The organism is Massilia sp. (assembly GCF_031995545.1).
Lineage (GTDB): Bacteria > Pseudomonadota > Gammaproteobacteria > Burkholderiales > Burkholderiaceae_D > Telluria.
Genome location: NZ_DAMAGA010000066.1, coordinates 1 through 13,713 on the forward strand (window position 1 = coordinate 1; position 13,713 = coordinate 13,713).

At 64.5% G+C, this 13,713-nt stretch carries 14 protein-coding genes and 1 pseudogene; 9 read left to right on the forward strand and 6 right to left on the reverse strand.

All coding sequences use genetic code 11. The features are described 5' to 3' along the window. The 3 genes from RTQ83_RS23605 to RTQ83_RS23615 form a co-directional block, all read right to left on the reverse strand. Window positions 1-709, reverse strand: a 709-nt coding sequence (locus tag RTQ83_RS23605) for a response regulator (RefSeq protein ID WP_312520314.1), incomplete at its 3' end; no start/stop codon positions are given. Window positions 710-1,119: 410 nt separating this feature from the next. Continuing rightward, the gene (locus RTQ83_RS23610; RefSeq protein ID WP_312520316.1) at window positions 1,120-3,258 is read right to left on the reverse strand and encodes an EAL domain-containing protein; all 2,139 of its coding nucleotides are present in this window, start codon (window positions 3,256-3,258) and stop codon (window positions 1,120-1,122) included. Window positions 3,259-3,549: 291 nt separating this feature from the next. Beyond that, window positions 3,550-4,704 (reverse strand): epoxide hydrolase, encoded by a 1,155-nt coding sequence (locus tag RTQ83_RS23615; RefSeq protein ID WP_312520319.1) that lies wholly within the window; start codon window positions 4,702-4,704, stop codon window positions 3,550-3,552. 142 nt (window positions 4,705-4,846) lie between these two features. Between RTQ83_RS23615 and RTQ83_RS23620 the strand changes: the two genes are divergently transcribed. Next, window positions 4,847-5,491, forward strand: a complete 645-nt coding sequence (locus tag RTQ83_RS23620; protein WP_312520322.1) for a TetR/AcrR family transcriptional regulator — start codon at window positions 4,847-4,849, stop codon at window positions 5,489-5,491. A gap of 307 nt (window positions 5,492-5,798) precedes the next feature. Here the strand turns inward: RTQ83_RS23620 and RTQ83_RS23625 are convergent, their stop codons facing one another. Both RTQ83_RS23625 and RTQ83_RS23630 read right to left on the reverse strand, forming a co-directional pair. Further along, window positions 5,799-6,173 (reverse strand): response regulator, encoded by a 375-nt coding sequence (locus RTQ83_RS23625; RefSeq protein ID WP_312520325.1) that lies wholly within the window; start codon window positions 6,171-6,173, stop codon window positions 5,799-5,801. 549 nt (window positions 6,174-6,722) lie between these two features. After that, complete coding sequence (locus RTQ83_RS23630; protein WP_312520328.1) at window positions 6,723-7,922, reverse strand: HAMP domain-containing sensor histidine kinase; 1,200 nt, start codon at window positions 7,920-7,922, stop codon at window positions 6,723-6,725. 501 nt (window positions 7,923-8,423) lie between these two features. Between RTQ83_RS23630 and phaP the strand changes: the two genes are divergently transcribed. The 4 genes from phaP (at window position 8,424) to RTQ83_RS23645 (ending at window position 11,378) form a co-directional block, all read left to right on the forward strand. Further along, complete coding sequence (gene phaP, locus RTQ83_RS23635) at window positions 8,424-9,041, forward strand: TIGR01841 family phasin (RefSeq protein WP_312520330.1); 618 nt, start codon at window positions 8,424-8,426, stop codon at window positions 9,039-9,041. A 119-nt stretch (window positions 9,042-9,160) separates the two neighbouring features. Next, complete coding sequence (locus RTQ83_RS24330; protein ID WP_409456150.1) at window positions 9,161-9,778, forward strand: PHB depolymerase family esterase; 618 nt, start codon at window positions 9,161-9,163, stop codon at window positions 9,776-9,778. After that, window positions 9,775-10,107 (forward strand): alpha/beta hydrolase family esterase, encoded by a 333-nt coding sequence (locus RTQ83_RS24335; RefSeq protein WP_409456151.1) that lies wholly within the window; start codon window positions 9,775-9,777, stop codon window positions 10,105-10,107. Before RTQ83_RS24330 ends, RTQ83_RS24335 begins: the two co-directional genes overlap by 4 nt. Window positions 10,108-10,214: 107 nt before the next feature. Beyond that, window positions 10,215-11,378: an ATP-binding protein gene (locus RTQ83_RS23645; protein ID WP_312520333.1), complete on the forward strand. Its 1,164-nt coding sequence runs from the start codon at window positions 10,215-10,217 to the stop codon at window positions 11,376-11,378. A gap of 177 nt (window positions 11,379-11,555) precedes the next feature. Here RTQ83_RS23645 and RTQ83_RS23650 read toward each other — a convergent pair whose 3' ends face one another. Further along, window positions 11,556-11,798 (reverse strand): hypothetical protein, encoded by a 243-nt coding sequence (locus RTQ83_RS23650; protein ID WP_312520336.1) that lies wholly within the window; start codon window positions 11,796-11,798, stop codon window positions 11,556-11,558. Between the two features lie 105 nt (window positions 11,799-11,903). Between RTQ83_RS23650 and RTQ83_RS23655 the strand changes: the two genes are divergently transcribed. The 4 genes and pseudogenes from RTQ83_RS23655 to RTQ83_RS23670 form a co-directional block, all read left to right on the forward strand. Next, window positions 11,904-12,110 (forward strand): hypothetical protein, encoded by a 207-nt coding sequence (locus tag RTQ83_RS23655; protein WP_312520338.1) that lies wholly within the window; start codon window positions 11,904-11,906, stop codon window positions 12,108-12,110. 66 nt (window positions 12,111-12,176) lie between these two features. After that, window positions 12,177-12,794, forward strand: coding sequence for a PAQR family membrane homeostasis protein TrhA (trhA, locus tag RTQ83_RS23660; RefSeq protein ID WP_312520340.1), 618 nt, complete (start codon window positions 12,177-12,179; stop codon window positions 12,792-12,794). A gap of 226 nt (window positions 12,795-13,020) precedes the next feature. Beyond that, window positions 13,021-13,305 carry a hypothetical protein gene (locus RTQ83_RS23665; protein WP_312520343.1) on the forward strand — a complete coding sequence of 95 codons (285 nt, stop codon included), beginning with the start codon at window positions 13,021-13,023 and terminating at the stop codon, window positions 13,303-13,305. Next, a pseudogene (locus tag RTQ83_RS23670) lies at window positions 13,302-13,713 on the forward strand (GGDEF domain-containing protein); the annotation flags it as partial. The gene RTQ83_RS23665 and the pseudogene RTQ83_RS23670, both read left to right, overlap by 4 nt.

Consider the following 13,713-nt stretch of genomic DNA (forward strand, 5'->3'; position numbering starts at 1 on the left):
CGTGGATCGGCGCCGCCGAGTCGGCGATCGGAATGCGCCGGCCCTGACGCGAAACGAGAATGGCGTCGCCGCTCAGATTCGACGCCTGGTTGGCGTGCAGGATGAAGTCGACGGGAGTGGCGAGCGCGCGTCCGCTGGCGCCGTCAACGAGATGGATCACCTCGGCCACCGGCCGTCCGCGTGCTTGGTCGCGCGACCAGCCGCAGACCAGTTCGGCCGCGACATTCAGGTAATCCACGCGTCCGGCCATGTCGACCGAGACGACGGCATCGCCGATCGAGTTGAGCGTGATTTCGGCACGTGCCTGAGCGACGTACAGGCCGCGCTCCACCTTCATGCGTTCGATGATGTTGCGCAGGGACTGCGGCAACAGGTAATTGTCGAAATAACCTTTGGACAGCCAGCCCTGCGCACCGCGCTGGACCGCTTCGATGGCGTCGGCCTCATTGTCGAGTTCGCATAGGGTCAGGATCGGGATATGACGCGCCGCTGCGTGCAAGCGATCGAAGCAGGCAAGGCCCTGGCTGTCGGGCAGCAGCAGATCGACCAGGATCGCATCGATCTGGCCGTGCTGGACGCGGCGCAGTCCATCGGCCAGGGTCGCGGCGTCTTCCAGATCGAAGGGGCCGTCGCGGGCGTTGCCCAGGGCCTGGTGCAGGATACGGGCGTCGTCCGCATTCGAAGTAAGGATAAGCACTCGATAAGGCATGGCGTCTCCGGCTGTCGTCGATCGTTACCTTTTGTGCGCGTCACACAATCCGCTTCGCTTGGCCGAGGATGACGCATCCGTACTATATCCAGCCTTCCCGATATTGTCAAATTTATAACAAGAAATTGCTAGCTAGTACGATCAGAGCGATCAGGCCTGGGTCGGCTGCAATCGGCACGCCGGTGTTTGCCAGCCCAGCTGCCCGCGTCCGCTGCGTCACGGCGGGTGTGTTCTTCCAGCAAATTATTGCCGTCTGCTATTGACCGGAAATTGTCCGGACAAAGCTGATGCGTGTCTTTTCGGTTGGCAGTGGCCTTTTGGCCGCCCGTAGCGGGCGACGGCCGCTCCGGGCCCGCAATCGGCCATCAGCCTTGAGACAGCCCCCTGGCCGGCTGGAGGAGTCCTGGTCGTCATGATGGGGTGCTGCTGTAGAGAGATTCGAACTCAGCGATCGGGCGTGGCTCGCCGAGCAGATAGCCTTGCAGGAGGCGGCAGCCGCGCGACACCAGGAAGTCGCGCTGTTCGCCAGTTTCGATGCCCTCGGCCACGACGTCCAGTTCCAGCGTATGGGCCAGGGCAAGGATCGCATCCACGATTGCGCCGGCGTGGGATCCGCGGGGCAGATCCATGACGAAGCTGCGGTCGATCTTCAGTTCAGTCAGCGGAAAATGCTTCAGATAGGCCAGCGATGAGTAACCGGTACCGAAGTCGTCGAGCGAAAAGCACACGCCATGTGCGCGCAGAGCATTCATTTTCGCGCAGGCGTCGTCGAGATCGTGGGCAAATACGCTTTCGGTCAGCTCGAGGAAGAGCTGCTGGGGCGGCGCCCCGGTCGCGACCAGAATAGCGAGGGTCTGGTCGACAAATCCGGGATCACGCAATTGCTGAGCGCTGACGTTCACTGCCAGTGTCACTTCGCGCAGAAGTGGGTCGGTGGCCCAGCGCACGAGCGCAAGACAGCTTTCGTTCAACACCAGCGCGCCCAACGGAATGATCAGGCCGCTGGATTCGGCCAGCCCGATGAATTCGTCGGGTGACACCATTCCGCGCGTGGGATGGCGCCAGCGCAGCAGGACCTCGGCGCCAGCGAGCCTGCCGTCGACGCCGAGTTGCGGCTGGCAGTACAGCTCGAAGCATTGTCCTGCGATGGCGTCGTGCAGATCATTCTCCAACTCAACCTGGCGTTCGGCAGCGGCTTGCATGGCCGGGTCGAAAAAGCATAGTGTATTGCCGCCCTCGGCCTTGGCGCGATACATGGCGAGGTCGGCTTGGCGCAGCAACTGGTCGACGCTGTGTGCATGGGGGCCGAACATGACCACCCCGATGCTGGGTGTGATGACGCTGGGCCGGGCACCTAGCGCATGTGGACCTGCCAGCGTGTCGAGCAGCTTGGCGCCGACCATGCGGGCTTCCAGGACGGCCTCGGCTTCAAGAATACCCAGGTCTTCGAGTACCACGACGAACTCGTCGCCGCCAAGACGAGCCAGGTGGTCGCTCGCCCGCACGGTTGCACGCAGGCGCACGGCCACCTCGCGCAGCAGGGCGTCGCCTGCCTCATGCCCGAGGCTATCGTTGAGCAATTTGAAGTTGTCGAGATCGATGAACAGCAATGCGCCCGACTGGCCGTTACGCGCACAGCGCAGAAGGATCCTGGAGAGCTCGTCGACGAGCAGGCGCCGGTTCGGCAGGCCGGTCAGGTAATCGAAATAGGCCAGTTCGTGGATCAGCCGCTCGGCTTCCTTTGCAGCGGTCAGGTCGGTGTTGGTGCCGGCGATCCGGACACCCTTGCCGACGCCATCACGCAACACGAAGCCACGCGAGAGTACCGGCACATAGTGCCCGTCGCAGTGACGCAGGCGAAACTCCAGGCTGTAGGTAGTATCGTTCGATGCCACCAGCGCGTCGACAAACGCATCGACGCGCGGCATGTCCTCGGGATGCATCTGTGTGCGCCAAGCAACCGGATCACGTTCGACGTGGGAGGGTGGGAAGCCAAGCATGTTCCACCAGCGTTCGGAATAATGCACCAGTCCGCTATCGACGTCCCAGTCCCATGGTGCGTCGGTGCTGCCTCGCATCGCCAGGCGCAGGCGTTCTTCCGACTTGAGCAGGGCCTCCTCGACGCGCTTCAGATCCGTGCATTCCGTGAAGCAGACAGCCACCTCCTGGAGTCGACCATCCGCGCCGAACAGGGGGTAGGCATTGCAGATCAACCAGCGGATGTCCGGACCGGGATTGGCGAGGCCGACCACCATGTCGTGTACAGCGCCGCTGGTGCGCAGGACGCGGGAAACCGGGTTGTCTCCCGGCGGCTGGGTGCCGCCGCCGGGAAGCACCAGCCGCACTGCGCCAGAGTCCGCTGGGTATGTGCGCATCAAGTCGATGGTGCTGCCCAACAGGCGACGAGCGCAGCGGTTCGCGTAGACCGCCCGCGAGTCGGCGCCGTGGATCACCACGCCGGCCGGTATATGATCGAGCAGCACCTCGAAATCGCGCGGCGTCCAGCCGGTCGCCGCAAAGCCATGCACATCGGAAGCTCCGGAATTCATTATGGCCGCCTAAAGCAGTATCAATGAGTGATACTAATCCCTTTAGCGGCCGATAGGGCGGGCGCTGGTTTCTTTGTGCCTTCCATCGCACGCCAGCGTGCTGTCCGGGGCGATGCCAACCTGTTTGATGCCCGTAACTTTCCCGCCAACCATGTGCGGGCAACGGGGCAGGAATGATCAGGCGTAGTGCGCAATGTCCGGCGGACCCAAGCAGGCAAGGACGAGTCCGCCGAATTCCGGTGAGTACCACCCGGGGCAAGCATTCGCCAGCGACGGGTGCGGCGGCGCGTCTCAACGCAAGGCGCCCAGCGTCCTGCGTACCTCGTCGACAAACGCCGCCGGCTGCTCCATTGCCGCGAAGTGTCCGCCGCGCGTGAGCTCATTGAAGTGGACCAGATTGGCGAAGCGGCGCTCTGCCCAGCGCTGCGAGAGCCGCAGCTGTTCGCCCGGGAACATGCTGATGCCCGTAGGTGTCGCCATCGGCGCGTCCGGATCCTTTCCATGCTGCATCACCTGCATCGCTTCCCAGTACAGACGTGCCGCGCTGGCTCCCGAGTTGGACACCCAGTACAGCATGATGTGATCGATGACGTGGTCGAGCGCGAACACGCTTTCCACATCGCCCCCGCTGTCGGAGACGTCCTGAAACAGCGCATAGATCCATGCTGCCAGTCCGACCGGCGAGTCGGCCAGGCTGAAACCGATCGATTGCGGCCGCGTCGCCTGCAGCTTGAAGTATCCTGAAAACTGCTGGTCGTAGCGCCGTGCGTCGGCGAGCATCTTGCGTTCGTGCGGCGTGGCCTCGGCGCACTCCTGTTCGCTCGGCTGGAACATCACCATGTTCAGGTGAATGCAGGCCAATCCAGGCGGCGCCTTGTAGCCGATCGCCGTCGTCACTGCGGCGCCCCAGTCACCGCCTTGCGCGGCCCAGCGCTCGTAGCCGAGGCGTCCCATCAGGATGATCCAGGCGTCGGCGATGCGTTCCACGGTCCAGCCGGTGGCGGCTGGCTTGTCCGAGAACGCGAACCCGGGCAGGGACGGGATCACCAGATGAAATGCGTCCTGCGCTTGTCCGCCGTGGGCGACCGGATCGGTCAGGGGGCCGATCACGTCGCGAAATTCGAGTACGCTGCCCGGCCAGCCGTGCGTCATCAGCAAGGGCATCGCTCCCGGCTCCGGCGAACGGATATGCAGGAAATGGACGTTCAGGCCCTCGATCTCGGTCCGGTGCTGTCCCAGTCCGTTCAGCATGCTCTCGCAGCGGCGCCAGTCGTAGCCGTCCTGCCAGCGGGCGACAAGCGCGCGCAGCTTGGCCTGGCGCGGACCCTGGCTGTTATCGGACACGGTTTCGGGATCGGGCCAGCGGGTCTGCGCGAGGCGGTTTCGCAAATCGGCAAGCTCGCTGTCCGGGATCGAAAGATGAAATGGGGAGATGGTGGAAGACATGGTATTTCCTGGTTGTGCTACGCTGCCGGCCGGCGTGAATCCGGGACGATGTACCTGAATCTCAATAACTGAACTGAACTGTTCAGTATAGTTTAGCGCCTCGTTATCAACTTTGTACAGTCAATTTGGAAAGGTAAACTGCATGGCAGGGAAAACCGATGTGAGGCGTGGCGCCGGCGGCCGGCCGCCGGCCGACCGGGCAGGAGATGTCGAAGCCCGCCTCCTGGCAGCTGCGACACGGTTATTCCTGGAGCGGGGCTACGACGGGACGAGCTGTGATCAGGTGGCGCTCGACGCTGGCGCCGGCAAGGCCAGCATCTACGCGCGCTACGCCAACAAGCATGCCTTGTTCTGCGCCGTCATCGATAACATGCTGGAACGCCCGCCGGTGGATGCTGAATCACCCCCGGAGACGCGCTTGCGCGAACGCCTTGCGCTAGTGGGGATGCGGGTATTGACGGATGCGCTGCGTCCGGATGCACTGGCTCTGCTGCGACTGGTCGTGTCGGAATTGCCGCGGTTTTCGAACGCCGATACCCGTCCCGCCCGCTTACTGTGGCAGGCAGGCGCGCAGCGGGTGGCCCAGACCATCGCATTGCGTGCGCCGGACACCATCGAGCGCGCCGTCGCGCCGGCCGAGCAGTTCATCGAAATGGTGCTGATGGCGCCGCTGATGCGCGCGCTGCTGGGTGAGCCGCTGGCGCCACTGATAGAGGCTGCGCCGGGGCGCATCGAGGCGGCGATCGCGACATTGGCAGCATCGGGCGCATTGGAGGATTGGCAGTAAGCGTTCGCGGTACCTTGCCGGTGAATGACATCGACCTGGCCGGCCGCTGGAGGCTGTGGCGCGCCGGTGCAATCGCGAGGTGAGGGAGGTTTGCGCCCGCCGGCTACTGGCGTTACGCCGCGCAAGGACACAATCCTGACTTGCCTTGCGCAGGTCAAGCGCAACGACGCGTCATCGAAGCGCGATCTCCCATGTCTTCGGTAGACCGGGTGTGCGCCGAGCAGGGCAATGTCGCATTGCCGAGCCATAGCGGCAAGCCCGGCACCCATCAGGAAGTGCGATCAGCGCGCTGGTCCGATCGTTCGGTTCATGCCGGAAGTGAACTTTGTACGGCCTGAACAAGGATGTCCAGCGACGCGGGTTTGGTGAGGTGAAGGTCGAAACCGGCGGCTTGCGTTCGCTCGCGCGATTCGCTGTCGCCCCACGCCGTCAGGGCAACCAGTTTGACTTGGCGGAACGCCTCTTCCTTTCGCAGCGCCGCCGCGACTTCGCATCCATTCATTACCGGCATGCCCACATCAAGGACAATCACCAAAGGCGTCAACAGCCGGGCCGCTTCAAGCCCTTCGACACCTCCATAGGCGACTGCGACGGATATTCCATGCATGCGCAGAACTTCCGCCGTCATGTCCGCCGCATCGATATTGTCATCCACTACCAAAACCACCGCTGATGCGTTCATTGCTCTCTCGAAGCCAAATCGCGTGCGCCTCCGGGAACAGGAGAGCAATGCACTGATCGTGAAACGTTCCATCGTAAAGCCAATGTTCAGTTCAGGCGATGGCAACAGAACATATTCCTATATCACAAGCGGTTCTCCTACACAGAACATTCTATTCGGCCTACACGATGCACATTCATGCAACATGGCATGTCAGCGGGGAGCCGTTCGTCTGTCATGAGGTTGACTTCGCTAAGCGGCAGGCGATGCCGATCAACCTCACCAATCCTGTTACACACAGTACAGTCGCGTCTGCGGGTCGGTGGGAAAGGCATCCCATGCCCGGGGGCGGCGATACCGTCAAGCGTAAGACTGGTCGATTCCCGGTAGGCGCGGTTGGCGCTGGCGATGTTCAAATCGCGGTCGAGCACCGGATACGGGTTGCGGGACGCATCGAACAGTGCATGAAAAACGGATCCCGGGAGGCGCTTGGGCATGGATGGATCGTCGAACGTGGGTGTATCGTCGGAGGCGAACTGGCGCCACGCGGTCCAGGCGCTGCCTGGCGCCTCAGCGCGCCGGCATCGAGAAGCTGAAGGTGGTGGCGCCGCCCTGCGACACCACGTCCATGTGCCCGTCGTGCGCACGCGCGATCTCCGATACGATGTACAGGCCCAGGCCCAGACCTTCATGCTTGCCCCCGGCCGCCGGGCGCCAGAACGGCTTGAACAGATGTGGCAGGACGGCGGCGGAAAGCGTCTCGCCTTCGTTCGTTACTGCCATTGTGAATCGTCCGCTGGCACAAGCGATGGCAACCAGGACCGGCTTGCCGGCCTCGCCATGCACGATGGCGTTCTTGATGAGGTTGGACAGAAGTTGCCCCAGGCGGCCTGCATCGCACGACAGGCATAGGTCTGGCTGCACGTCGGCGACAATACGGCGGTCGGCGTGCAGTTGCTGCAGTTCCGAGATGATCTGGCCGAAGCTGCCGTGCAGTCCGGTTTCATGACGCAGACTGGCGACGATCCCGCCTCCCATCCGGCCACGCGTAAAGTCGACGACATCGTCCACCATCGCACTCATGCGCCCCACACTGCGCTCCATGCGTTCCAGCAGGACCGGCGGCGGGGCGTTGGGGTGCATCATGCGTATGGCCTGGACACCGTTGTGCAGCGCCCCGAGCGGGGTTCTCAGGTCATGTCCGAGTACGGCAATGAACTGCTCGCGCAACTCCGACGTTTCGCGCTCGTTCAGCAGTTCACTGCTCGTCACTGCGTGCAATCGCTCGACTTCCAGCTGCCTGGAGATTAATTGGGCAAACAGCTGGAGGGTCGAGACGGTAGCCGGCGCCGACAAGGCCGCCGGCTTTGGATCGAGCCCGCACAAGGTGCCGAAATAAGCACCGTCCGGCCGGAATATGGGAATGGAAAAGTAGCTTTGAAAGCCGTAGATGCGCGGGGTAGGGTGGTCGCGATAGCGTCTGCTTTCGTTGACATGATCGATAACGATCGCATTGCCGGTCGTCCGTACTTCTTCGCACAGCGTCGTAGCAACGTCGAGGCCGTCCCCAACCGCGAGCCCTAAGCCGAGCTTGTCGAGCACCGCGCAAGTGGTCCAGGAATGATCGGTGACGTGGGCAATCGCCACGAAACCCAGGCCGGTGAGCATGGCGACGGTTTCGAGTATCTGCGCGACAGAACCGATACCCTGTATTTCGCCCACGCAGGCGGCAATGTCATCGCACAGGGAATGCGAAGCAGTGTCTGACATAGTTGCGGTCCAGAGGATGAATGGGGGAGGAAGAGATCAAGCCACGCCGGCCCCCGTCGGTATTGATCGCCTGCGCTTGCCTGCGGCGGAAACGTCATCGGAGACTCGGGAGGCATCGCCGTATCGTGGGCATCCCGCACATAGTAACAGCTTGGCGTGCGCGGAGGGCTGCGCATCGACACCGTCAACGCGGCGTTCGAGCGCTTGGCCAGTGCCCGGGCTGGCTTTGCCGCTAACGGCGCTGGCGCCCGCAGATGGCAATCCATCGCCAGGTATGTTGTCAGCAATCTTGCCGATTACCATGGCCTGAAAATAGATCTGCCAGTCGGCGGCACGGACGTGGAAAAGAGCGCATAGTGCGGAGGTCAAACACGATCTGTCCTGATCGTCCGCTCCCGGCCGGCCGCGGCCGTGCTGCCATTCCCGCCGAACTTGTCAACGCATCGCGTCCGGCGCCCGCATGCCAGTCTCATCCGATGTTCACACCCTGAAAGGTACGCCATGTATCCATTTCCCCACTCCGTCAATCCCGCCGTGCGTTCGCATCTCGACGCCCAGACCGCTTTTCTGAACGAGCTGTCGAAAACAGTCTCGCACGCCTTCCAGCAGATGTTCCAGCTGAACATGCAGCTGGGCCAGACCGTGCTCGAGCAGGCCACCGTCACCGTCCAGCGCATGATGAGCGCCGATCATCCCACCGACGCCCTGTCGGCGGCGGCCTCGCGCGCCCAGCCCGCCACCGACATGCTGCGTTCGTACCAGCAGCAACTGTCGCAGCTTGCCGCCGCTACCCAGGTCGACCTGAGCCGCGCGAGCGAGCAGCACGTGCAGGAAACCTCCCGCACCGCGCGTGCGCTGGCCAGTGAAGTCACCCGCGTGTCGGCCGAAGAGGCCGACAAGAACCTGCGCCAGCAGGAGGAAACCGTCAAGCACTCGCGCGACGCCTTTCTGCAGGAAGCGCAGCGCGGCGCCAGCATCGGCGCCGACTACCTGAACCAGCTTCAGGGCGACGCCGCAGGCGCGCAGCCCGATGGCCAGGCCGGCCCGCCGCGCAGTCCCGGCAACCAGCAAGGCGGCAACGGCCAGGCCGACGACAAGGCGGCTTCGTCGCCCCGCTGATCTTTCATCCTCACCCGGTTTCGGGGACCGCAACCCTCGCGGCGGCGCCGACCATGCGGTCGCGCCGCCGCGTGTGTCTGCACGACACCTTTTTTTCACCTTATTGGGGAAAGCAAACCATGTTCAACAGGTTTTTCGACGCCTGGCCGGCGATGACGCTGTCCTGGACCGGCGGCCACGTCCAGGACGTCTCCGGCAGCCGGTTCAGCCATGGCCTGCACGAAGACGGCAAGCATGCGCTGCGCTACCGTCTGTTCATCCCCGGTGGCGAGCGCGGCCCGATGCCGCTGATCGTCATGCTGCATGGCTGCGGCCAGGATGCCACCGACTTCGCCGCCGGCACCGGCATGAATGCGCTCGCCCAGGAGCAAGGCTGCCTGGTCCTGTATCCGGAGCAGTCCTGCGGCGCGCACTGGAACCGGTGCTGGAACTGGTATGACCGGACCCATCACCGGCGCGGTGAAGGCGAGCCGGCAATGATCGCCGGCCTTGCCCGGCGCATCATGGCCGAACATGCGGTCGCTCCCGGACGCGCCGCGGTCGCCGGTCTGTCCGCGGGCGGCGCCATGGCCATCATTCTGGGGCGTACCTACCCCGATCTGTTCAGTGCTGTCGGCTGCCACTCGGGACTGGCGCACGGGATCGCCGGCAGCGACGCCGGCGCGCTGCTGGCGATGCGCGCCGGCAGCACTGCGACCGCAGCGCGCCGTCCGGCGCGCATGGGGCCGCGCCCGTGATCGTCTTTCACGGCGACGCCGATACGACGGTCCATCGCGCCAACGGTAACGGCGTGATCCGCCAGTTTCTCGACAGCCATGCGCAGCACGCCTGCGCAGAGCAGGCCGGCGTCGCCATGGTGGCCGAAACGGGATCCAGTGGGGGGCGCGACTTCACCCGCCATGTGCATCGCGAACGGACCGGCGGCGTCGTGGCCGAACAGTGGACCGTGCATGGCGCCGGCCATGCCTGGTCGGGTGGCGACTTGAGCGGTAGCTACACCGATGCGTGCGGACCGAGTGCCAGCCAGGAGATGCTGCGGTTCTTCATGGAGCGCATGGATGGCTGAGCGAGGTCGGGCGGCGGCAAGGATGACGTGCCTGCCCGCGCGTGTCCTACGGCGGAACGCGGCGCCAGCGGCGATCATGGTGCATTCTGATGAAACCGGGAGCCGATGTGGCACGAATACCTGAAAGGCGGCGCGCGAAGGACCGGCGCGGCGAGGCGGCGCTGGACGCCCATGGTCGCCTGATCGGGCAGATCGCCTGTCCGGCGTATTGCTGTACGCCGGATGGCGCAATCCGGCACGCCAACGGCTCCGCCAGGCTGCTGTGGGAAACCCGGCCCGATCCGGACGAGGCCGGGCGCTGGGACGGATTCATCGCGCTGTACCGGACCGATGGCAGTGCGCTGGGCAAGTCGGAATCGCCGGCGGCGCTGGCGGCGCACACCGGCCTTGCCCAGCCGCCTGCCGAGTTGCTGGCCGAGTCGGTCGACGGGGAGCGGCGCTGCGTGGTGGTCCATGCACGGCCGGTGTTCGACGCCGATGGCGCCATCGCTGGCGTGCTGTGCTCCCTGAAGGACATCAGCGAGCAGAGGCGGCTCGAAGACCAGGTGAAATTTGCGCATGACAGCCGGGCCGGCTTCCTGCACGTGCTGGCGCATGAGCTGCGCAATCCGCTGGCGCCGGTGATGGCGGCCGCCACGCTATTGCAGCGCCAGCCGGGCGCCCCGGGTATCGACCGCATGGTCGGCGTCATCGCGCGCCAGACCAGGAAGCTGGCGCGCTTCGTCGACGATCTGCTCGAAGGCTCGCGCATCGAACAGGCCTGCGACACGCCGGTGTTCAAGCGCGCCTCGAACGTGGACGAGGTGCTTGAGCACGCATGCGACGTTGTCCGTTGCGTCCTGAGCGAACGTGGCCAGACGCTCAGCGTGGAGATCTCTCCGGACGAACAGATGCGAGGCGCGATGTTGTGGTGCGATCCCGAGCGGCTGGCGCAGGCGCTCGGCGGCGCCTTGCTCAATGCCAGCCAGTTTTCCGACGACGGCGCCACGATCTCACTGGCGGTCGCCGTCGATGGGGTCTTTTTCGAGCTGCTGGTATGCGACCACGGCATCGGCGTCGAGGAATGCGAACTGCCGCTGCTGTTCCAGCCGTTTCGCAAGTTCGCCACCCATCCGGCCCGCACTGAATCGGGAGCCGGACTCGGCCTGGCGGTCGCGCGCAGCGTGAGCCGGGCGCATGGGGGGACGGTTTCCGCCCACAGCGCCGGGCGGGGCCAGGGCTTGCGCCTGAAATTCGTGCTGCCGGTGGTACTGGATGCGACGTTTGCCTGAGCCGGAACGGGCGCGGATCACGCTCAGCCGCGCGTGCGCGGCGCTGGAGCGCAAGAGCGAACCTGTGACGGTGCGCGCGCCTTCCTTGAACGCAGGAAGTGTCCTGATCCATAGGGTGGGCTGATCTGGCGACGGTGTGCATCCCCGCGTGCCAGCATGCAACCGCATGCTGGCGCTTCAATGAATATGCGGAACGTGCCGGTTGTCGATCCACTTGCGCGCATTGTCGAAGGAATTGCTGACGGCTTCTTCGACGGTCAGGAAACCTTTGGTCCCGGTTGCCTGATCATGGCAAAGCGGGAAGGTCGCATGTTCGCTCTCGTAGATCGTGAAAATGGCCATGTAGCGTCTGCGGATCGTCTCGACCGGATTCGCCACGATGGTATAGCCCTTGTAATGCGATCTCGGCTCGGCGTGCATGGCATGCTCCTCGGTGAAGAACCACGGTAGCACGAAACCATGTGCCCAATTCATCTGGCAGAAAATATAATGTTCGTGTGCGCCGGCTGGATGCTAGACTGAAGAATGCGTACCCGTATCGACCGCCTGAATGCCATCCTGATCGATGCTGTCGTGAGCAACCATCGCACACGCGGCATCCGATCCGCAGCCGAGACGCTGGCGAGAAATCGCGTGTCGCTCGAGGTGGCGTTGCGCGTGCTGACCCGGCCATGGCAGCGGCGCGTCGTACCCACCGGGACGCCGGTGTTCGGGCATCGGGTTCCCTGGTGACGCACGCCGGCAGGCAATCGGGGACGGCCCGCGTGCAGCCCGGTCCTTTTCTTCGACAGGCGGCGCATGGTCCATGGTGAGCGCTTCAACAGCATCACCCATGCTGCGGGGGCGCTGGCCGCCGCCGTGAGCGGCGCGGTGCTGGTGCTCGTGGCGGCGCGCAGCGGCGATGCCTGGAAGCTCGTCAGCTTCAGCATCTATGCGGTCACGCTGTTGCTGCTCTATCTGACCTCCACGCTGTACCACAGCGCAAGCGGCGCAACCAGGGACGTGCTGCGCAAGATGGACCATTGCGCCATCTATTTGCTGATCGCGGGCACGTACACGCCCTTCACGCTGGTGACGCTGCGCGGGACCATCGGCTGGACGATGTTCGGCGTGGTCTGGACCCTGGCCGTGCTCGGGATCGCGCAGGAGCTCCTGTATGCGCGGCGCGGGCGCGTACTGTCGCTCGCCATCTACGTCGTGATGGGCTGGCTCGCCGTGGCCGGTATCGGTCCGCTGATCGATGCGCTCGGCCGCACCGGCTTTGCCTGGCTGGCGGCCGGCGGCGGGTTGTATACGGCCGGCATCGTCTTTTATGCCACCGACCATAAAGTGCGCCACGGCCATGGAATCTGGCATCTGTTCGTCCTGGCCGGCAGTACCTGCCACTACATCGCCATCCTGCTGCATGTGGCATGAGAAACGCATGCATCCGGCCGGCGAACGTGCGCCGGCAGCCAGCGGCGTCGAGACACCTTGACGCGCCACCGGCACGCAGCGCTGGAACAGCGCATGCTCCGTGCAGCGCTTTGAAAAGCGCTGGTCTCCTGGTGGTGCGGCGCGTATGATGAAACGCACCGGCGAATGAAATAACGGCAAGCATCATCCGATGTGCCACCCGGTGCCGAATCGCGATGGAGAACCGATGCTTATCAACGAGCGCCAGCGCCGGCGAGACGGTCCCGCAGCGAATGCCGTCGCACGGGGATTGAATATCCTGGCCGCGCGCAACGCCGATCTCGCCAGCCGCTACATGCGCCACAAACTCGTTCCGGAGCATGTGATTGCGCGCGTACTCGGCCACCCTGCACTGCGCCGCAAAGAGAGCGCGGGACAGTCGGTCTCGGAAGCAATCACCCCGTCTTCACGGGACGATCAATCGTCCGCAGCCGCGGCCGCGGACCAGACGCAAGCGGAGAGCCAGCGATGACACACATGACCGAACGGGATCCTGACCCGGAAGTGAGGCAGTTGCGCGCCTTGCTCACCGTCTCGCGTGAATTGATGCAAGTCGACAAGCCCAGCGCCGCGCTCGCGCTGGCCGGCCGCGCGATGGTGGAACTGGTACACATCGACAGTGCCTTGCTGCTGGTGCGCGGCGAGATCAACGAATGCATCGCTTTCGACCGCGCCGGCATGCCGGGCAGGGCGGTGTCCGGTCACGGCTGGTACCGCATGGCGCTGGACCGGCTCGAAAGCGGTCGCGACGAGCCAGCCATGATAGGCCCGCGTACCATGCTGGTGGGCGTGCCGGCCCGGCACACAATGGCCGTGCTGGCCGCCGGGTGGAGCGGCGATGCGGCGCCGGAAACCTGGGACGCACGGCGCCGCCTGCTGG

Coding starts and splice junctions, on each gene's coding strand:
- RTQ83_RS23610 (WP_312520316.1), bottom strand. CDS start 3,258: ATGAATTCCGGAGCTTCCGATGTGCATGGCTTTGCGGCGACCGGCTGG.
- RTQ83_RS23615 (WP_312520319.1), bottom strand. CDS start 4,704: ATGTCTTCCACCATCTCCCCATTTCATCTTTCGATCCCGGACAGCGAG.
- RTQ83_RS23620 (WP_312520322.1), top strand. CDS start 4,847: ATGGCAGGGAAAACCGATGTGAGGCGTGGCGCCGGCGGCCGGCCGCCG.
- RTQ83_RS23625 (WP_312520325.1), bottom strand. CDS start 6,173: ATGAACGCATCAGCGGTGGTTTTGGTAGTGGATGACAATATCGATGCG.
- RTQ83_RS23630 (WP_312520328.1), bottom strand. CDS start 7,922: ATGTCAGACACTGCTTCGCATTCCCTGTGCGATGACATTGCCGCCTGC.
- phaP (WP_312520330.1), top strand. CDS start 8,424: ATGTATCCATTTCCCCACTCCGTCAATCCCGCCGTGCGTTCGCATCTC.
- RTQ83_RS24330 (WP_409456150.1), top strand. CDS start 9,161: ATGTTCAACAGGTTTTTCGACGCCTGGCCGGCGATGACGCTGTCCTGG.
- RTQ83_RS23650 (WP_312520336.1), bottom strand. CDS start 11,798: ATGCACGCCGAGCCGAGATCGCATTACAAGGGCTATACCATCGTGGCG.
- RTQ83_RS23655 (WP_312520338.1), top strand. CDS start 11,904: ATGCGTACCCGTATCGACCGCCTGAATGCCATCCTGATCGATGCTGTC.
- trhA (WP_312520340.1), top strand. CDS start 12,177: ATGGTCCATGGTGAGCGCTTCAACAGCATCACCCATGCTGCGGGGGCG.
- RTQ83_RS23665 (WP_312520343.1), top strand. CDS start 13,021: ATGCTTATCAACGAGCGCCAGCGCCGGCGAGACGGTCCCGCAGCGAAT.